Origin of the sequence: Acidovorax sp. ACV01 (assembly GCF_014851495.1) — a bacterium.
Lineage (GTDB): Bacteria > Pseudomonadota > Gammaproteobacteria > Burkholderiales > Burkholderiaceae_C > Acidovorax > Acidovorax radicis.
This window is the reverse complement of the sequence record NZ_JACUZT010000009.1, coordinates 74878-90972: the sequence shown is the minus strand read 5'-3', so window position 1 is coordinate 90972 and position 16095 is coordinate 74878. Positions and strand designations below refer to the sequence as shown.

Genomic DNA, 16095 nt, shown 5'->3' with positions numbered 1-16095 from the left:
CGGGGTTAAGCAGCGGCTGCTGCGGATTGGGTGGCCGCCTGGGGCGTGTGGTGCACGCGGCGAGGCAGCATCTGGAGGCGAAGAACGCGCCCCCGCAGTTCTGGGACTGGTGGGTAGGCTTGCGGGCCCGGGTGGGCGCGCAGGCGCTCAAGCTCTACGTGTAGCGGCGTGCCTGCGGTAAGGTTGGCGCGGTGCTCGGCCCAGAAGGCTTGTGCATCGGCGCCCGCCCAGCGCACGCGGTAGGCTTCTTTTTCTTCAAAGCCGGTGTGCGGGTTGCGGCCCATGTTGTCCACCAGCACCAGTTCCAGGCGAAAGGCGCCGTCCCGCTCGGTGTTTACCGTGGGGCGTTGCTTGCTCATGTAGAGGGTGCCGGTGTGGTGCATGGTGGGCTCGCTGGGTGTTCTTTCAGCGGGTGACCAACGCGTCTTCGGTCCACCACGCTTCGGTGGCGCGGCCGTCGCTGGCCTTGTAGCGCACGTAGTAGTTGTTGCAGCTGTTCGCATACTCAGCGCGGCCAATGACGACGCCGCACTCGCCGCTTGCGGCGATGGTCACGGTCTGGTTCAGGTTGAATGCAAAAGTGGGCATGGTGATTTCTCCTGTTGGCGTGGTTGGGGGGGTGTCAAAATTGATAGCTACCAGCGCTTGCGCATCAAGCGCCAGCGCCGACAAACAGCAGGTAGCAAAAGCCCACTACACCGGCGGCCATTACCAGCACGTAGCCGGTGATTTCTGCGTTGCTGTAGGGCTCTTCCTCGGGCAGCTCGCAGGCCTGGGGCACGGGGCATGCGCGGTGGCCCTGGCGGCAGCGGTCGGCCTGGCAGGCGTGGGCGGTGCGCGGCTTGGTGCGGCGCTCGGTGGTGGGGTGGGTGGCGTTCATCGCAGCCATCCCAGCAGCACGGCCGTGGCCATGCCCAGTACGAAGCCCACTACCTTGCCGTTCCACCAGCCGGTGCGAAACGCGGCTTGCTCTGCGTCGTGCAGGGTGGGTAGTGGTGTGGGTGCGCCCAGGCGTTGGCCTGTGGCGGACTTGGTGCGCTGGCTGATCACAGTGCAACCTTTCGCGCGGCACTGGCGGGCAGTCCCAAGCCGTGGGCTTTGGCGATGGCATCGCACTCACTGGTAGCCCAGATGTGGTGCGTGGCTTTGCCGGCTCGGACGGCGTACAGGCGCACAGGATTCAGGTGGCGGTGGTTCACGCTGCCACCTCTGTGTCCAAAATTTCGCGCGAATCGCCTTCGGCGATGGGCTGGGGGAGTTGCGAAGGTGTGAAGGGCTGAAGTTGAATGCTGCGGACGGGACGGGCACGGAACTCGCTGACCTTGTAGCCGGCGTCGCTGCTGCCGTACTCGAAGCCCTGGCACCAAGCGTCGTAGCGCGAGGACTGCGAGCTGGTCCAATACCAAGAGTCCTTGTCGAACAGGCCGGGCGATGCCTCGTACAGCGCGAGCATCTGCAACCGGCTGCCGATGAACCAGTCGGTGTGGCCCTCAATGTTGAGGGCGCGCACGGCCTGGGCGATGGGGCTGCCTGCGGCCAGCATGGCCTGGGTGTTGGCGGCGCCGTCGGGGCCTTTGGCGCCGGGTACGTCCTGGCCGTATTCGCCCCACTTGCCGGTCACGTCGTGCGCGGCGTCGGCAACGATCAGGCCGTAGAGGCCGCTTCCGTCAGGGTGAGCAAGGATGGCGCCCAGGGTGCCGCCTTGTTCGGGAATGTGGCTGCCAATCGCTGGCACAGAATGGTGCTTTGTTGAACCACTGCAAAGGAGCCCGCAATGGGTGCTGTCCATTTTTTGCCGCATGCCTTCCGGCTTCCCGATCGCGAGCGCCCCCAGATCCAGCATGAGCTGGAGCTTTTCGAGAATGGAGGCGAACTGTTCCTTCGCCTCTGGATCTGCGGCATTGAGGCCAATATGGCGGTTGAGTGCGTCTTGACCAAGGCCCAGGCCAATCAGATCGCGTGCAGCGCGGAGGAACTGGCGGCCCGACTGGGCTTCTAGCACTGTGGGGTGTTTGCGGTTCACCAGCAGCGTGAGGCCACTGTTTGCATAGCCGCCATCTTCAGGTGTGCGATGAAAAGCGACAGGCACTGCAGACTGCAGGCCGTCCATGTGCAAAGCATCCAGCAGCTCACGGTCTGCGGGGGTCTCTGCGGTCAGTGTGAATTGCTGACCCTGTGCTGGGTCTGCGTGGGCGGTTGTCTGCATCGTTCCTCCAGGGCGCCGGGGTGGCGTGTGGAGGAATTGTGTATCCGGTGGATATGTCGTGTCAATATCCGCAGGGCAACTTTAAAGCAAAAAACTTCCCATGGGGTATGTTTGCCACAAGCATCGGGGTGGCGTGCGCAATTTCGAGGTCCGAGATGGATTGCCTGACTCCAGGCGCGTGTAGGACGCGGCCCTAAAGTTCAGTTTCGGAGGGTCTTGGCAGCAGGCGGGTGAGTGCGTAGAAGCGCTCTTGCTGCTGTAACTTCAGATGCCGTGTCGGCTTCGCCCTAGGTTCGGGTTTTGTGCCGTGTGTAGGCAGTGTTTAGCGTACGCCTGTACCCACGTGGTGCGGTCGGTGCGGAAGTCGCGCAGTGCCTGTTTGTCGGCGGCCAGTTGCTGTTTCATCTCGGCCATCTCGCGGTCTAGGTGCGCAAGGTGACGGCGGGTGCGGGCGGTGTCTTCGTCATCCGGCTCGGCATTCTCATCCGCCTCGCCTTCAAGGTCTTCTGCCACGCCCTGCCGAAATTCGAGCTGCTTGGCGATCTCTTCGGTAAGGTATTCAATGTTGGTGCGCAATTCTTCCACGTGCTCGCGCATCTGTTCCCGCATGTCGGCAACCATCGTCCTCCGCACTCCAGCGCTCCGAGATGCCAGCAGCGCGTCTAGGTAGTCGCAAGCGGCTTTTTGCGTGGTTATTGGCGTGCCAGGTTCTGGTGGCTTTATGTTTGCTGGTGCGATGGTGCGCGTATTGCGGGCGGTGGGCTTGCGTTTCGGGCCCGCAAGCATGAATGCGGCGCATCCAGCGATGATGAGGATGAAAAGCCATTCCATCGCTGGCGCTTCCTCAGTCGCGAAGTGGAGTGAAGTTCGACTGATTGGCAGCCCGGGCAGTGCGGCCTGTAGCTTTGGTGTTAGCTTGGCCCATTAGTGCCATCGGCTTGTTCATTGAGTGCAGCTACCATGCGAACCACCTTGTATTGCATCTCGGGTTCCATGACTGCGAAAAGCGCGGCCATACGCTCCAGAGGTGCGTTTGTGCCGTAGGTGTCTGCGGCGCTAGGTGGGGTGTCCATCCACCCAAGGGGCAGATTGAGCTTTTGCTCTATCTCCCGTGCTGTGTCGTCGCCCATTGTGTAGGGGGTGCCTCGGTCGCTCCTGAGCGTACCGCTATGGATCTGTGACAGTCTGGCGTTTGTTGATTCCCAGTTGAGCGCTGCATTGAGGTCAACCCATCGGCCATACTTTTCTTTGAGCAGTCCCAATCTTTGCCTGCGTGTTTCTTGGACTGTTTGCATCTGCGGCATTACAGCCTTGTGGGGTAAAAAATAGTATTGCCCAGCGGTTATTGACGAGACATATCCCATGGATACAATCCGTGGCATGGAAATCCTCAAAACGTGGTTGTCAGCTGAGCGCGGTAGGGGTGTGCGCCTTGCGGCGTTCCTGCATGTGCCGGCGTCGTTCGTTGCCAAGATGGCTTCTGGGGACAAGTCAATCCCCCTTGAGCACGCCACAGCCATCGAGAAATTCACAAGTGGTGCTGTCACGCGAAAGCACATTCGCCCCGACGACTGGCAGTCCATCTGGCCCGAGCTGGCTCAAACCAGCCCCAACACCACGCCAGCGCTTGCCCATCAAGCGCTAGTAGCTATCAATTCCGAAGCAAAGGAGGTCGCGCATGTCTGACATCGGCACTATTGAAATCAAGCTGCGGTCTGATGGCCGTATTGACATGTGCGGCACCTTCATGGGGCGCAAAGACGCGGTGTATGCCGCGTTTGAGCAAGACCGGCTGGCGGGCCATGTGGCAAAGCTGGCGCGTGAGATGCGTGAGCAGGCTGTGGTCGAGCTGCGCCGCCAGGCCGATGTGCATGAGGCTGTGGTGACTGCTAGCCCGAGGTGATCGTGTACGTCTCGTTGAATTCGATCTGCACGACGCGTGGGCCAATCTTTGGGCCTCGCTCCCGTAGCGCCAAAAAGCTCAGGTCGCCAGCTCCGAAGGTGATCTGGTCGTCGTCGGCCAGGCTTTCCAGTAAATCCCTGAAGTGCAGTTTGAACTCTGCGCCGCTCAGGTATTTGGTTTCGCTCATGGTGCGGGCCCTTTCTATGGGTGGTTGGTGGAACTTCCATTCTAGAGAGGTGCCCCGCACCACCAGAGCGCTTACCCATCAAGCGCCAGTAGCTATCAATTCCGAAGCAAAGGAGGCCGCGCATGCGTAGCGCCGTCACCAGCCCAGCAATCGCTTCATTGCTTCGGTCAGCATGCCTGCTGCCGACTCGGCAAGCACGCCGCCCAGTGCGCCAGCCAGCACCCAAACCCATTTGCGCATTCTTCCCAACATGCTGCGCGCCTTTGCCTGCTCTTGCAGTTGCTGGGCGTATAGGCGCCCCTGCAGCGTTGGGGCAAAGCCTGTCAGTAGGTCGATGCTCCTTTGTCCGGTCGTCGATTCGCGGTGCACGCGGCCCGTGGCCAACCCCGCGTCGATCAGTTCGGCTGCTGCCTCCCAGTCTGCTGGCGCTGGCGTTTGACCCGTCAACAACCGGAGGTATGCCGCTGTGAAGTTCACTGAATTGCTTTTGTTCTGGCTGGGCATGGTGTTGGGCATGGTCGCGTTCAAGATGGTCGCGGAGGTGGGGGTCTTGCATCGCATTTGGCCCCAGCGTTTCGACGCGCCAGCCGTTGTTCGATGCAGCAGTAATTCGGCTCCAGTGCTTGGCAGTCAAGCGCAAGGTGCTATTGAATCTGTAGCGGAGGCTGCGGCATGAGCGTGCTACCAGTTGCGCGCAAATGGGTCGTCTTCTTGTGGGCGCTGGCCTTGGGGCAGCGCACCGCCCAACTCCAGCGAATGGCGCCTCTCTACGGGGCAGATCAGGTAACCGCTCATGCCAGGCGATGGTGCTTTGAACTGCAGTGGCACCTCGCGTTTTTCGGCTTGGCAGCTGGTGCAGAAATATGCGGTGGTTTCGGGTGGGCCTGGCGCATCCTCCACGCGAAGGTTTGCCCATTTGCCGGGAGCAGGTTGGGCCAGTTTGTATCGTCGTCTTTGTTCGATCTCTGCCAGCAATCGTTCCTCGCGGGCATTCGCCTTTCCGAGTTCCGTACGCAGCTTTTGCGTCTCCAGTTCGAGGCTGTGCATGTCTTGCAGTTGGGAGAAGGACATGGCTGATGCTTCGTTGAGCTTCAGCTGCATTTCGGCCTGCGCTGTTGCTACGAGTTTTTCGTCTCGCATCGCCACTGCGCCCTTCAGTAAGTTGAAGGCAGTGGTCGCTGCGGTGATGGCTGTCACAAGATCTGACATGTCGGCCCTCTGTGGCGATGGGTGTATGAGAGCTTCCATCGTATGCCACAGCGGGGCTGGCGCCATTTTTCAGGGCTATCACCGGACCACCTCATTGACGAGGTTCTGCAGGGCATTGGTCTCTGCGGCCGGCACGCTGCCTGTGGCGCGCATGCGGCCGATGGCGATGGCCATCCAGTCGGCAAAGGCGTCTGCATTGAGCGCGCCTTGTGCATCGAGCACGAACACCAGGTTTTGCACCAGCAGTTCCATCGCGGCCAGGCGGTGGGGCAGGGTGGTGCTGTCTTCATTTGTGGCCGCGTTGCTGCGGTCGAGGGGTTGATTTGTCATGGGTATAAATGTCTCAATTCCTCCTGGCTTTGCCTATGGCGCTGATGAGGCCTTGCCCGACATGCCTCAGGGCCTCACGGTGGCGGATGCTGCCTATCACACGGTGCACGGATACCCCGGTGGGGTGGCTGCTCTGGCAGTGCGTATGGGCATGCCTGCCAGCACGTTGACGCACAAGGCGAACCCCAACAATGACACGCACCACCTTCGTGCTGATGAGTTGGTGGCGATGCAGGCCCTGAGCGGAAACTTTGCAGTGCTGCACGCTATGGCTGCGGCCCTGGGCCACGTGTGCACGCCGGCGGCGCCCGACCAGTCCGACGGCGATCCGGTGGAGGCATTCATGTTGCAGCAGCGTGCTCAGGGTGAGTATTCGGCGGCGGTGGCGGATGCGCTGCAGCTTGTTCACCCCACGCGATCTGCAGTTGGTCGTGTGGATGCGAGGGCGCAGGATTTGATTGCGACCATCAGCCATCAGGTCGCTGTGGTGCGTGGGCGCATGCGCCCTGAGCCGAGGGTGTAGGCCATGGCGAACTTGCAGTTGAGCATTGGTGTGAAGAACCTTGATCGGGTTCGGGAAACCTTGAGCAAGCTCAGTGGTCCGCAGGCCCGTGCGGCTTACGCGCTCGCGCTGAATGATGCGGGTGGTCAGCTGCAGCGGGCCATGAAGGCGGAGTACCGCAGCGTGTTTGATCGGCCCACCAACTACATCGCCAATAGCCCGTGGGTAACCCGGGCGACGGCTGACAAGCTGTCTGTGGCTGTAGGACCACGCAACCCCAAAAAGCCGGGCGTGGACCCGCAAAAGATCCTGCAGGCACAAGAGTTCGGCGGGCGGCGTGCGGACAAGCGGATGGAGGCGGCGCTGCGCAAGATGAAGCTGCTGCCGTCTGGTATGCAGGTGGCGTTGCCCGCGCGTGGCAATGGCCCCTACCCGGGCAGCGACGACGGCAGCGGCAACTTCAACGGCGCATGGGTGAAAAAGCTGCTGGCGTTCTTGCGGGTGAATGCTGATGGCCTGGCCACGATGACCAAGCGGCAGCGCACCGCTGCGATGAAGCGGTACCAGTTCACTAGCAACATCAAAACCAAGCGTTCCATCGTGATGATGGATGGCAGGGAGTGGTTTGTGTCGGATGGCACTGGACCGCTCGGCGCTGGGATCTGGGCTCGCAACAAGGAGTCGATTCTCCTGGCTGTGGCATTCATTTCACCGGCAAGGTACACGCGCCCGCTGCTGAGTATGGAGAAGGTGGCAAAGCAGGCCGACCTGCAGCCGTACCTTGACAAGCGGGTGCGCTTTCGGATCAGGGAGGCTGCTGGGGTATGAATCACTATCCGCACCATATTGGCGACTTCAATAGCGCGACCCGTCATTTAACGTTCGTTGAACGGGCGTTGTACCGGGAACTGCTGGATGTGTATTACGACACCGAACGGCCGTTGAACCGAGACGTGTCGAAGCTGGCACGGCGTGTGTTGGCGCACACCGATGAACAGCGCGCGGCGCTCGATTCGGTGCTTGAGGAGTTCTTTGTGCTGCAGGACGATGGTTGGCACAACGCCCGCTGCGATGGAGAGATTGCCGCATACCGTCAAAAACAGGAGCAACAAAGCAGCGCGGGCCGTGCGTCTGCGGCCAAGCGCAAGAAGAAGCGGGCGCCAGAGGGTGGCGGTGGTGATGTGTCTGGTGGTGCTGCGGTCACTGGTTCAACGTCCGTTGAACGCCCGTTGAACGGACGAACCACCAACCAGAACCAGAACCAGAACCATGTAAAAGAGACTTCGTCTCCAAAAGCCGACGACGATGCAACGGTCGTTCAGCCGTCTGCCGACACGGTGCCGAAGTCGGAGGGCGAATGGGCCATGCTGTTCGGCCCGGAGTTCGGGGTGGAGGTGGACCACACTGACCTGCAGGACCGGAAGAAGTTCTGGCCCAAGGCGAAGGCGTGGGTATCGGCTGGCGTGTCGTTGGGTCAGATGCGCGATGCGGTGGCCAAGGCCCGGGTCGAGGCCACCGAGGGCATTGCCTACCTGCCTGCCTACGTGGACCGGGTGCTGGCGAGCATGAGTGCACCCCCTGCGGAATCGCGTGCTGAAGCCGCTGCCCGCGCCCGGATGGCAGAGGCAGCCCCCCTGGCTGCAGCGCGTGCCCCTGCCCATGCAGCGGCGCCCACGGCCATGGCTGACGGGTACCAGTTTTTCCAGGATCAAGCGGCTGGTGCGCGTGCGCTGCTGCCGGTGGTGGAGGTGGCCCATGCATGACGCGACACCCGACTTCGTGGTGCAGATCCATTCGGCACTGGCTGTGCGGTATGGGCGCCGATGGCTGGCGATGTGGGCTGGCTTGGATATGGAGCTGGTGCGTGCTGACTGGCGCCGTGTGCTGCGCGACTATGCGGGCAACCCCAGCGCCGTGATGCACGCGCTGGACAACCTGCCTGAGCAGGTGCCCACGGCGGTGGACTTCCGCACGCTGTGTGCTGCGGGACCGCGCCCTGCGTATGCACCACTGCCATTGCCTGCCACTAGTGAGGCGGGCAAGGCGGTGATGCGTGAGCTGCTCGCTCGTTTGCGTGCGCCTGATGCTGCGCCACCCAAGGCATGGGCTGATGCCATTGCGGACCGAGTGGCGCGGGGTGAGCACGTTTCCCTCGCCGCACGCGAGGCTGCTGCATCGGTGCGCGCCCGCCGCTCGGCGGCGGGGGATCCCGAGTGATAGTCGCCCCCTGTCGCGGGTCCTTCCTGGCTCCCTCCAGTGCGGGTAATTCGCACCCCGGTCGTGGACTGTTGCGCAGGGTTGCTAAGGGGGTTAAGTGAAGATGGCTCTTAGCTTTTATGCTCTTTTTTTTGTAGTTCATGGGGGTGATGCTTGAAGATCATCCCCATCCTCGAGCAGCAGATTTCCCAGGCGGAATTCGCGGCCATGATCGGCGTGAGTGAGGCCCGGGTGAGTCAGCTTGTGTCTGATGGGGTGATCGTGCGCGGTGACTCGGCGCAGGAATGGCTGGTGGCCTACTGCGAGCGGTTGCGCGATCAGGCCGCTGGGCGCTTGGGCGATGGTGCTGGCGGGCTCGACCTGGTGCAAGAGCGCGCCGCCCTGGCGCGTGAACAGCGCGAAGGCCAGGCCATCAAAAACGCCGTGGCCCGCAGGGAATACGCCCCGGTCGGCCTGCTGGCCGATGTGCTGGGCCAGGCGGCCAGCGCCGTGGTGGGGCGGTTCGACCAGCTGGAGGGCACGCTGCGCAAGGCCTGCCCGGATCTGCCGGACGAAGCCAAGACCGCTGTGCTTCAGGTGATCGCTTCCGCGCGAAATGAGTGGATCCGCTCCACCGCAAAGCTGGTGTCCGACAGCGTGGACGCCATGCTCGAAGCCGACGAGCTGGGCGAAGACGAGCCCTACAGCGAGGGTCTGCCCGCATGACCACCATGCCCCCGGCCATCCACCCCGAGACGGCGGCTGCCATCAAGGCGGCCATCCGCATCGGGTTGGAAAGCTTGCGGGCAGAGGTGCCGCAGCGCCTGGGGGACTGGGCGCCGGACAACTTCATCCTTGCGGGGGAGAGCAGCCACCAAAAGGGCGCGTGGGTGGCATGGTGCTTTCAGGTCGGCATCCTCGATTTCATGAGCGATGACAGGATTGAAGAGCTCGACGTGATGAAGGCCAAGCGGGTGGGTTACACCAAGATGGTCACCTGCAAGATCACCTACAACATCGCGCACCGCCGCCGCAAACAGGCGCTGTACCAGCCCACTGACGACGACCGCGACAGCTATGTCAAGAGCGAGATTGACCCGCTGCTCGACCCCGTCAACGGTGTGCAGGCCATCAACAAGGCTCGCAAGCTGGGCAATCGTCACGAAGAAACCATCAAATACAAGGCATTCCGGGATAGCGCCCTGCACTTGTTGGGGGGTAAGGCGGCGCGCGCATACCGCCGTATCACGGTGGACGAGGTGATCCTCGACGAGATCAGCAAGTTCGATCGCAGCATCGAGAAATCTGGCCCGCCTCGAGGCCTCGCCCGTGGCCGCCTGGAAGGCGCGCCATACCCCAAGCTGATCTGCGGATCCACACCGCTGCTCAAAGGCCTGTGCCACATCGAAGACGCGGTCAACGAAGCCGTAGGCCTGGTGCGCTTTCACATCGACTGCATCCACTGCGGGCTTGAGCACCCGTTGATGTGGGGTGGCAAGAAGGTGGCCCACGGATTCAAGTGGACTCGTGGCCAGCCCGACACAGTGCACCACGTGTGCCCCCACTGCCGCAAATCCATCACCCAGGCCGACTACATGCCAGGCGGGGTGCCGGTCAGTGGTGCCTGGGTGTGCGAGCGCACCGGCAAACGCTACGGCCGCGACCGCATCTGGCGCGACAGCATGGGCATGCCCTGCAACCCACCGCGCAGCCTGGGCGTGCACGTGTGGACGGCCTACAGCCCGCAGCGCGCGTGGACAGACATCGTCGATGAATTCGAAAAGGCACTGAAAGCCCTGGAGGCTGGCGACACCGGCCCCATGCAGCTCTTCGTCAACGAAACCCTGGGCGAAACCTGGGAGCTTGCTGGCGAGCGCACCGACGAACACGCCCTGCAGGCCAGGGCAGAGCCCTACAAGCTCTGCACCGTGCCCAAGGGCGGGCTGTACCTCACCGCTGGCGTGGACGTGCAGCGCAACCGGTGGGAAATCACCGTGTACGCCTGGGGTAGGGGCATGGAATCCTGGGTGGTGGACGTCATCATGATCGAGGGCAACCCCGCAGTGGACGAAGAATGGGATGCCGTCACCCAGCAGCTGCAGCGCCGCTACACGCAAGAATGGCACGGCGGCAGCCTGGGCATCAGCGCCACCGATATCGACAGCTCCGACCAGACCCAGGCCGTTTACAACTGGGTGGCCAAGGCCCAGCACCTGCTGCCCAACCTGCGCGCCATCAAAGGTGACGGCGCCGACGGCCTGCCCATCGTCGGCCCCAGCAGCCTGCAAGAAATCAACTGGCGCGGCCGCAAGGTGGCACGCGGCATCAAGCTGTGGCGCGTGGGCGTGGATGCCGCCAAAGACCTGCTGCTGGGGCAGCTCTCCATTGAAAACCCCGGCCCCGGGTACGTGCATTTCAGCGACGAACTGCCCCGCGAGTTCTACGAACAGCTCACCGCAGAGCAGCGCGTGCTGGCCAAGATCAACGGCCGCGACGCCTACCGCTGGATCAAGCGCCGCCCCCGCAATGAGCAGCTCGACAACCGTAACTACGCCACGCACGCCGCCATGGGGCAGGGCATGCACAAGTGGACGGATGCGCAGTGGACGCGGCTGGAAGCATCTGTCCAGCCTCCGGCTGACCTGTTTAGCGCGCCGACCGCAGAAACCATTGCAATTCGTGTTCCTTCGGCGGCACCACCGCCCACGCCTCAACCCGCGCCGCGCGTTGCGCAGCGTTCAACACCTGCCCGATCACCCTTTGCATCCGAAGAATGGAGCAGCACCCTATGAACCTCAACCCAGCCGATGGCTCTCACCAATCCGCCGCGCAAGCCGAAGACGCCGCCGTGCAGCTCGAGCGAGATTTCCTCGCCATCGTGCGCGAAGACATCGGCATGAATGAAGGCCTCGCCGGCATGTTCGCGCGGGTGCTGGTGGATGGTCTGCGCTCCCGCATGGGAGGGCAGGACCTTTACATCCCGTCGCCTGATCGCAGCGAGCGCGATGCTGGCATACGCCGCGAGTTCGATGGAACCCGTGAAAGCCTCGCCCGGATCCAGAAGCGCACCGGGCTCAGCCGGGCGCGCATCTATGACATCGTGGGCCAGCATCGCCCGCCCTCAAATAGTCCAGCTTTTCCCCTGGAAAGTGGACAGGGTTAGCCGTAGTGTGGCGCGCATGACTATCGCAACTGACATGGTGGCCAAGTACCTCGAGGCCGAGACAGCGCTGCTGCTTGGCAAGTCGGTGTCCTTCGGCAACCGCACCCTCACCGTCGAAAACCTGGCCGAGATCCGCAAGGGCCGCCAGGAATGGGAACGCCGCGCCACAGCAGAGCAGGGCGGCTGCGCCACTATAGGCGGCCTGTCGTTCTCGGCGGCCCGATTCGACGGCCCCGACCGCTGACCGAAAGACCGGACACATGAACATCATCGACCGACTCGTGGCCTGGCGCGATCCTGTGCGTGGCCTCCAGCGCGCCCAGGCGCGCCAGGCACTGGCGCACTACGAAGGTGCCAAGCCCAGCCGCCAGCGCAAGCGCCGCAACGACAACAGCAGCCCGAATGCCCTGGTGGGCGGTGGAGCTGCCGCCTTGCGAGCGCATGCGCGCTACCTCGAACGCAACCATGACCTTTCCCGCGGCGCTCTGCGCGTGCTGGTGAACAACGTCGTCGGCGCTGGTGGCGTTGGCATCGAGCCGCAGCCGCGCCGCATGGACGGCACGATACACAAAGAATACGCAGACGCCCTGCGAGAGGCCTACCGTGACTGGCAGCGCAAACCCGAGGTCACCAAAAAATACCGCTGGCCCATGGCGCAGCGGCTGATGGCCTACACCTGGCTGCGTGACGGCGAGGCGTTCGCGCAGGAGCTGATTGGGCCTGTGCCCTACCTGAACCACGGCACGCGCGTGCCGTATTCGCTGGAGCTGTTTGAACCCGACTTCGTCCCCCTGGACTATGACGATGTCAGCAAGGGCATTCGGCAGGGCATCCAGTCCAACGCGTGGGGAGAGGCCACCGGCTATCTGGTGTACCGGAATGACCCGCGCGATTCCCTGGTATTGCGCGGCGCGAGCGACCTCAAGACCATCCCAGCCGAACGGGTGCTGCACCTGGCCACACTGGACCGCTTGCACCAGCAGCGCGGTGTGTCCGAGTTCGCCAGCGTCGTGACCCGGGTCGAGGATCTGAAGGACTACGAAGAGAGCGAGCGCGTCGCCGCCAAGGTGGCCGCGTCCCTGACCGCCTACGTCAAGCGCAACGAGCCCAACGGCTACAGCGCCACGGGCCCGAAGGTTGAGCAGGACGAAGAGGGCAACCCATTGCCACGCGACCTGCGCATGCAGCCCGGCATGATTCTGGACACGCTGCAGGTGGGCGAAGAGATCGGCCTCATCGACAGCAACCGGCCTAACCCTAACCTTGTGGTCTGGCGCTCGGGCCAGCTGCGGGCCTTCGCTGCCGGCATCGGCGCTAGCTACTCCAGCATCAGCCGCGATTACAACGGCACGTACAGCGCGCAGCGGCAGGAGCTGGTGGAACAGTGGGTGCACTACGCCGTGCTCACCGACGAGTTCGTGGGCATGTTCGTGCAGCCCGTGTGGGAGACGTTCGTGATGGCTGCGCACCTCAGCGGCGTGGTGCCCATGCCGCCCGACCTGCGCCCGGGCAGTGCCGATGACGCGCTTTTCGTGGGCCAGTCCATGCCGTGGATCAACCCCGTGCACGAGGCCGCAGCGTGGGAGCGGCTGGTGCAGGCCGGCTTTGCGAGCGAGGTCGAAGTGATCCGCCGCCGTGGGGGCAACCCCCGGGACGTGCTTGAGCAGGTGGAGGCTTTCCGCAAGGAGGCAGCCGAGAAGGCCTTGATCTTCACCAGCAATGCGGAGTTCAAAAACGGCGTGGCATTCGGTGCCGCTGCTGCGCCAGCGAAGAAGCGCCAGAACGAAGAGGAAGAGGAAGAGGAAGAAGAGGCGACCGCTTGAAAATTGTCCAGTTTCTTCCCTAGAAACTGGACAGGCAAATCCAGACACTGAGGGCTCTCCAATCGAGAGCCCTCAGCACATGAAAACCGCACAACCCTGGTACGCCATCCGCCGCAAGACAGCCATCGCCGCCGCTGCGATCGGCGCTTTGGCTGCAGCCGAAATCCTGATTTACGGCGACATCGGTGAAAGCTGGTGGGACGAAACCACCAGCGCCAAGAGCTTCATGCAGGAGTTGGGCGCCCTCGATGTGGACGCGATCACCGTGCGCATCAATAGCCTTGGTGGCAGCGTCCCAGACGGCATTGCCATCTGCAACGCCATGAAGCGCCACAAGGCGCAAATCACGGTCGAAATCGACGGCATCGCCTACAGCATCGCCAGCTTGATCGCCATGGGCGGCGACACGATCAACATGGCCAGCAACGCGCTGATGATGATCCACGCCCCCTGGACCTACGCCGCTGGCAACAGCGCTGAATTGCGCGAGCTAGCCGACCAGCTCGACACCTGGGCTTCGGCAATGTCCACCAGCTACGCCGCCAAGACCGGCGACCAGGCCGGGGCCCTCGCGCTGCTCACCGACGGAAAAGACCATTTTTTCACGGCCGAAGAGGCGCTCGCCGCAAAGCTCATCGACGCCGTCACCGACGCCAATCCCATCGCCGCCAGCGCCGCGCGCGATATGCCCGTTTCCCGTTACCGCTCCGTGCCTGCCGATGCGCAGGCGCAGGGCATACCCGCTGCAGCTGCAGCACCTTCCGCTGAAGAGGACCCCATGAAAATCCGTACCCATGTGTTGCTGGCCGCCATTGGCGCTGCTGGTGCCGCTGCGGCCGGTGGCGGAAGCGCCGCCGCCCCCGTGGCAGCTGCCGCGCCCGCTGTTGCTGTCGTAGATCCGGCTGCCATCCTGGCCGCCGACCAAGCCCGCCGCAACGGCATCGCCGCCAGCTTCCGGCCATTCGCCGACCGCCAAGGCGTGGGCGAGCTGATGGCCCGCCTGCAGAACGACCACAACGTCACCGTTGAGGCAGCCGGCACCCAGCTGCTGGCGCACCTCGCAGCGGGCGCAACGCCAGTGGCCGGCGGCCACGTCGTGATCGTCGAAGACGAAGCGGACAAGCATCGCGGCGCTACGGAAAACGCGCTGCTGGCCCGCGCTGGCCTGGTCAAGGCAGAAGGCGCAAACCCCTTCCGTGGCTACTCGCTTGCCGAACTGGCCCGCGCCAGCCTGACCCGCGCCGGCTTCAAGTCCGACGGCATGGACAAGAAGACCTTTATCGGCAACGCGTTCACCCATAGCACCAGTGATTTCCCCGGGTTGCTGGCGAATGTGGCCAACCGCTCCCTGCTGCTGGGCTACCAAGAAGCCGAGGAAACCTTCCAGCTCTGGACCCGTGCCGGCACGCTGCCCGACTTCCGCCCTGGCAGCCGTGTGGACCTGAATATGTTCCCCAGCCTTCGCAAGGTGGCCGAGGGTGCCGAGTACAAGTACATCACCGTAGGCGAGCGTGGCGCCCCAGTGATGCTTGCCACCTACGGTGAGCTGTTCAGCATCACCCGCCAGGCCATCATCAACGACGACATCGACGCATTCACCCGCGTACCTCGCATGATGGGCCGTGCGGCAATCCGCACCATTGGTGATCTGGTGTACGCCATTCTCACAGCCAATCCCACCATGCAAGACGGCGTGGCGCTTTTCCATGCGGACCACGCCAACCTGCTGACCGGCGCCGCACTCAGCACCGCCAGCGTGGACGCCATGCGCTCCGCGATGGCGCTGCAAAAGCAAGGCGCCTCGGTGCTCAACATGCGCATGAAGCACCTGCTGGTGCCAGTTGCTTTGCAAGGCACAGCCAACGTGGTCCGAGACAGTGAGTTTGAAGTGGGCGCGACCACCCGCAACAACACCACGCCCAACAGCGTGCGCGGCACGTTCGAAGTCATCAGCGATGCCCGTCTGGACGCTGCATCGTCCACCACCTGGTACGGCGCAGGCGGTGCGCAGATGCACGACACCATCGAAGTGAACTACCTCGACGGCAACGATCAGCCCTATCTGGAGCAGCGCCAAGGCTGGAACGTGGACGGCACCGAGTTCAAGGTGCGCATCGACGCCGGTGTCAGTGCCCTCGACTGGAAGGCGCTGGCAAAGAACCCGGGCGCCTGATCGGCGGCATGTGACAGGGCGGGGCGCATTGGCGCCCGCCCGCTCCCCCACCTCTCCATCCTCAAGGACCGTCATCATGAAGAACTTCATCCAAGTAGGCGATGTGCTCGACCACACCCCAGCGGGGGCAGTGGCCAGCGGCGCCGTTGTCGTCATCGGCGTGCGCGTCGGCATTGCCGTGGCCAATATCGCCGCCGGCGAAACAGGCTCTATCCGTGTCAAGGGCGTGGTCGAGCTCGCAAAGCTCGGCACCGACGTGGTTGCGCAGGGCGCGCTGCTGTACTGGGACGCGGACGATTTCCGCCTCACCACCACAGCCAGCGGCAACACCTTGGCGGGCTATGCGGCCAAACCTGCGGGCAATGGCGCCACCACCGCCTGGCTGCACCTGAACGCCTGACCG

General features: G+C 63.3%; 23 protein-coding genes. 13 read left to right on the top strand and 10 right to left on the bottom strand.

Annotation, left to right across the window (positions count from 1 at the left end; all coding sequences use genetic code 11):
- Window positions 1-5: 5 nt before the first annotated feature.
- The 6 genes from IB243_RS22780 to IB243_RS22750 all read right to left on the bottom strand — a co-directional run bounded on the left by IB243_RS22780 (window position 6) and on the right by IB243_RS22750 (window position 3037).
- On the bottom strand, window positions 6-383 hold the full coding sequence (locus IB243_RS22780) for a hypothetical protein (protein ID WP_192429502.1): 378 nt from the start codon (window positions 381-383) through the stop codon (window positions 6-8).
- A 22-nt stretch (window positions 384-405) separates the two neighbouring features.
- Window positions 406-588, bottom strand: coding sequence for a hypothetical protein (locus IB243_RS22775; RefSeq protein WP_192429501.1), 183 nt, complete (start codon window positions 586-588; stop codon window positions 406-408).
- A 64-nt stretch (window positions 589-652) separates the two neighbouring features.
- Entirely contained in the window at window positions 653-880 is a 228-nt protein-coding gene (locus IB243_RS22770; protein WP_192429500.1) for a hypothetical protein, read from the bottom strand.
- On the bottom strand, window positions 877-1050 hold the full coding sequence (locus tag IB243_RS22765) for a hypothetical protein (protein WP_192429499.1): 174 nt from the start codon (window positions 1048-1050) through the stop codon (window positions 877-879). Before IB243_RS22765 ends, IB243_RS22770 begins: the two co-directional genes overlap by 4 nt.
- A gap of 145 nt (window positions 1051-1195) precedes the next feature.
- Entirely contained in the window at window positions 1196-2206 is a 1011-nt protein-coding gene (locus tag IB243_RS27190) for a DUF1566 domain-containing protein (RefSeq protein WP_225585241.1), read from the bottom strand.
- Between the two features lie 264 nt (window positions 2207-2470).
- The gene (locus IB243_RS22750; protein ID WP_192429497.1) at window positions 2471-3037 is read right to left on the bottom strand and encodes a hypothetical protein; all 567 of its coding nucleotides are present in this window, start codon (window positions 3035-3037) and stop codon (window positions 2471-2473) included.
- A gap of 549 nt (window positions 3038-3586) precedes the next feature.
- On the opposite strand from IB243_RS22750, the gene IB243_RS22740 reads away from it, so the two are divergent.
- Both IB243_RS22740 and IB243_RS22735 read left to right on the top strand, forming a co-directional pair.
- Window positions 3587-3892, top strand: coding sequence for a YdaS family helix-turn-helix protein (locus IB243_RS22740; RefSeq protein WP_192429495.1), 306 nt, complete (start codon window positions 3587-3589; stop codon window positions 3890-3892).
- The gene (locus tag IB243_RS22735; RefSeq protein ID WP_192429494.1) at window positions 3885-4109 is read left to right on the top strand and encodes a hypothetical protein; all 225 of its coding nucleotides are present in this window, start codon (window positions 3885-3887) and stop codon (window positions 4107-4109) included. The genes IB243_RS22740 and IB243_RS22735 overlap by 8 nt, the downstream gene beginning before the upstream one ends.
- Here IB243_RS22735 and IB243_RS22730 read toward each other — a convergent pair.
- The 4 genes from IB243_RS22730 to IB243_RS22715 all read right to left on the bottom strand — a co-directional run bounded on the left by IB243_RS22730 (window position 4096) and on the right by IB243_RS22715 (window position 5835).
- On the bottom strand, window positions 4096-4296 hold the full coding sequence (locus IB243_RS22730) for a hypothetical protein (protein WP_192429493.1): 201 nt from the start codon (window positions 4294-4296) through the stop codon (window positions 4096-4098). The two genes, IB243_RS22735 and IB243_RS22730, sit on opposite strands and share 14 nt — an antisense overlap.
- 135 nt (window positions 4297-4431) lie before the next feature.
- Window positions 4432-4812, bottom strand: coding sequence for a hypothetical protein (locus tag IB243_RS22725; RefSeq protein WP_192429492.1), 381 nt, complete (start codon window positions 4810-4812; stop codon window positions 4432-4434).
- Between the two features lie 165 nt (window positions 4813-4977).
- Window positions 4978-5505, bottom strand: a complete 528-nt coding sequence (locus IB243_RS22720) for a hypothetical protein (RefSeq protein WP_192429491.1) — start codon at window positions 5503-5505, stop codon at window positions 4978-4980.
- A gap of 78 nt (window positions 5506-5583) precedes the next feature.
- Window positions 5584-5835, bottom strand: a complete 252-nt coding sequence (locus tag IB243_RS22715) for a hypothetical protein (RefSeq protein ID WP_192429490.1) — start codon at window positions 5833-5835, stop codon at window positions 5584-5586.
- Here IB243_RS22715 and IB243_RS22710 point away from each other — a divergent pair.
- From IB243_RS22710 to IB243_RS22660, 11 genes are all read left to right on the top strand, one after another.
- Window positions 5834-6358 carry a phage regulatory CII family protein gene (locus IB243_RS22710; RefSeq protein WP_370540380.1) on the top strand — a complete coding sequence of 175 codons (525 nt, stop codon included), beginning with the start codon at window positions 5834-5836 and terminating at the stop codon, window positions 6356-6358. The two genes, IB243_RS22715 and IB243_RS22710, sit on opposite strands and share 2 nt — an antisense overlap.
- Before the next feature lie 3 nt (window positions 6359-6361).
- Window positions 6362-7165: a hypothetical protein gene (locus tag IB243_RS22705; RefSeq protein ID WP_192429488.1), complete on the top strand. Its 804-nt coding sequence runs from the start codon at window positions 6362-6364 to the stop codon at window positions 7163-7165.
- Window positions 7162-8100, top strand: a complete 939-nt coding sequence (locus IB243_RS22700; RefSeq protein ID WP_192429487.1) for a YdaU family protein — start codon at window positions 7162-7164, stop codon at window positions 8098-8100. Before IB243_RS22705 ends, IB243_RS22700 begins: the two co-directional genes overlap by 4 nt.
- On the top strand, window positions 8093-8554 hold the full coding sequence (locus tag IB243_RS22695) for a hypothetical protein (protein ID WP_192429486.1): 462 nt from the start codon (window positions 8093-8095) through the stop codon (window positions 8552-8554). Before IB243_RS22700 ends, IB243_RS22695 begins: the two co-directional genes overlap by 8 nt.
- 153 nt (window positions 8555-8707) lie before the next feature.
- A complete protein-coding gene (locus IB243_RS22690; protein WP_225585237.1) occupies window positions 8708-9259 on the top strand; it encodes a hypothetical protein in 552 nt (183 codons plus the stop codon).
- Window positions 9256-11325, top strand: a complete 2070-nt coding sequence (locus IB243_RS22685; RefSeq protein WP_225585236.1) for a phage terminase large subunit family protein — start codon at window positions 9256-9258, stop codon at window positions 11323-11325. The genes IB243_RS22690 and IB243_RS22685 overlap by 4 nt, the downstream gene beginning before the upstream one ends.
- Window positions 11322-11696, top strand: a complete 375-nt coding sequence (locus IB243_RS22680; protein ID WP_192429485.1) for a Mor transcription activator family protein — start codon at window positions 11322-11324, stop codon at window positions 11694-11696. The genes IB243_RS22685 and IB243_RS22680 overlap by 4 nt, the downstream gene beginning before the upstream one ends.
- 16 nt (window positions 11697-11712) lie before the next feature.
- Window positions 11713-11940 carry a hypothetical protein gene (locus tag IB243_RS22675; protein ID WP_225585235.1) on the top strand — a complete coding sequence of 76 codons (228 nt, stop codon included), beginning with the start codon at window positions 11713-11715 and terminating at the stop codon, window positions 11938-11940.
- Window positions 11941-11956: 16 nt separating this feature from the next.
- Window positions 11957-13519 carry a phage portal protein gene (locus tag IB243_RS22670; protein ID WP_192429484.1) on the top strand — a complete coding sequence of 521 codons (1563 nt, stop codon included), beginning with the start codon at window positions 11957-11959 and terminating at the stop codon, window positions 13517-13519.
- Window positions 13520-13598: 79 nt separating this feature from the next.
- A complete protein-coding gene (locus IB243_RS22665; RefSeq protein WP_192429483.1) occupies window positions 13599-15692 on the top strand; it encodes a ClpP-like prohead protease/major capsid protein fusion protein in 2094 nt (697 codons plus the stop codon).
- A gap of 76 nt (window positions 15693-15768) precedes the next feature.
- Window positions 15769-16092, top strand: coding sequence for a DUF2190 family protein (locus IB243_RS22660; RefSeq protein WP_192429482.1), 324 nt, complete (start codon window positions 15769-15771; stop codon window positions 16090-16092).
- Window positions 16093-16095: the final 3 nt, after the last annotated feature.

Bases quoted from the DNA above. Each gene is read 5' to 3' on its own strand.
- IB243_RS22720 (WP_192429491.1), bottom strand. From the start codon at position 5,505: ATGTCAGATCTTGTGACAGCCATCACCGCAGCGACCACTGCCTTCAAC.
- IB243_RS22725 (WP_192429492.1), bottom strand. From the start codon at position 4,812: ATGCCCAACACCATGCCCAGCCAGAACAAAAGCAATTCAGTGAACTTC.
- IB243_RS22675 (WP_225585235.1), top strand. From the start codon at position 11,713: ATGACTATCGCAACTGACATGGTGGCCAAGTACCTCGAGGCCGAGACA.
- IB243_RS22770 (WP_192429500.1), bottom strand. From the start codon at position 880: ATGAACGCCACCCACCCCACCACCGAGCGCCGCACCAAGCCGCGCACC.
- IB243_RS22750 (WP_192429497.1), bottom strand. From the start codon at position 3,037: ATGGAATGGCTTTTCATCCTCATCATCGCTGGATGCGCCGCATTCATG.
- IB243_RS22685 (WP_225585236.1), top strand. From the start codon at position 9,256: ATGACCACCATGCCCCCGGCCATCCACCCCGAGACGGCGGCTGCCATC.
- IB243_RS22670 (WP_192429484.1), top strand. From the start codon at position 11,957: ATGAACATCATCGACCGACTCGTGGCCTGGCGCGATCCTGTGCGTGGC.
- IB243_RS22740 (WP_192429495.1), top strand. From the start codon at position 3,587: ATGGAAATCCTCAAAACGTGGTTGTCAGCTGAGCGCGGTAGGGGTGTG.
- IB243_RS22715 (WP_192429490.1), bottom strand. From the start codon at position 5,835: ATGACAAATCAACCCCTCGACCGCAGCAACGCGGCCACAAATGAAGAC.
- IB243_RS27190 (WP_225585241.1), bottom strand. From the start codon at position 2,206: ATGCAGACAACCGCCCACGCAGACCCAGCACAGGGTCAGCAATTCACA.
- IB243_RS22710 (WP_370540380.1), top strand. From the start codon at position 5,834: ATGGGTATAAATGTCTCAATTCCTCCTGGCTTTGCCTATGGCGCTGAT.
- IB243_RS22665 (WP_192429483.1), top strand. From the start codon at position 13,599: ATGAAAACCGCACAACCCTGGTACGCCATCCGCCGCAAGACAGCCATC.
- IB243_RS22705 (WP_192429488.1), top strand. From the start codon at position 6,362: ATGGCGAACTTGCAGTTGAGCATTGGTGTGAAGAACCTTGATCGGGTT.
- IB243_RS22700 (WP_192429487.1), top strand. From the start codon at position 7,162: ATGAATCACTATCCGCACCATATTGGCGACTTCAATAGCGCGACCCGT.
- IB243_RS22680 (WP_192429485.1), top strand. From the start codon at position 11,322: ATGAACCTCAACCCAGCCGATGGCTCTCACCAATCCGCCGCGCAAGCC.
- IB243_RS22775 (WP_192429501.1), bottom strand. From the start codon at position 588: ATGCCCACTTTTGCATTCAACCTGAACCAGACCGTGACCATCGCCGCA.
- IB243_RS22780 (WP_192429502.1), bottom strand. From the start codon at position 383: ATGCACCACACCGGCACCCTCTACATGAGCAAGCAACGCCCCACGGTA.
- IB243_RS22735 (WP_192429494.1), top strand. From the start codon at position 3,885: ATGTCTGACATCGGCACTATTGAAATCAAGCTGCGGTCTGATGGCCGT.
- IB243_RS22695 (WP_192429486.1), top strand. From the start codon at position 8,093: ATGCATGACGCGACACCCGACTTCGTGGTGCAGATCCATTCGGCACTG.
- IB243_RS22660 (WP_192429482.1), top strand. From the start codon at position 15,769: ATGAAGAACTTCATCCAAGTAGGCGATGTGCTCGACCACACCCCAGCG.
- IB243_RS22730 (WP_192429493.1), bottom strand. From the start codon at position 4,296: ATGAGCGAAACCAAATACCTGAGCGGCGCAGAGTTCAAACTGCACTTC.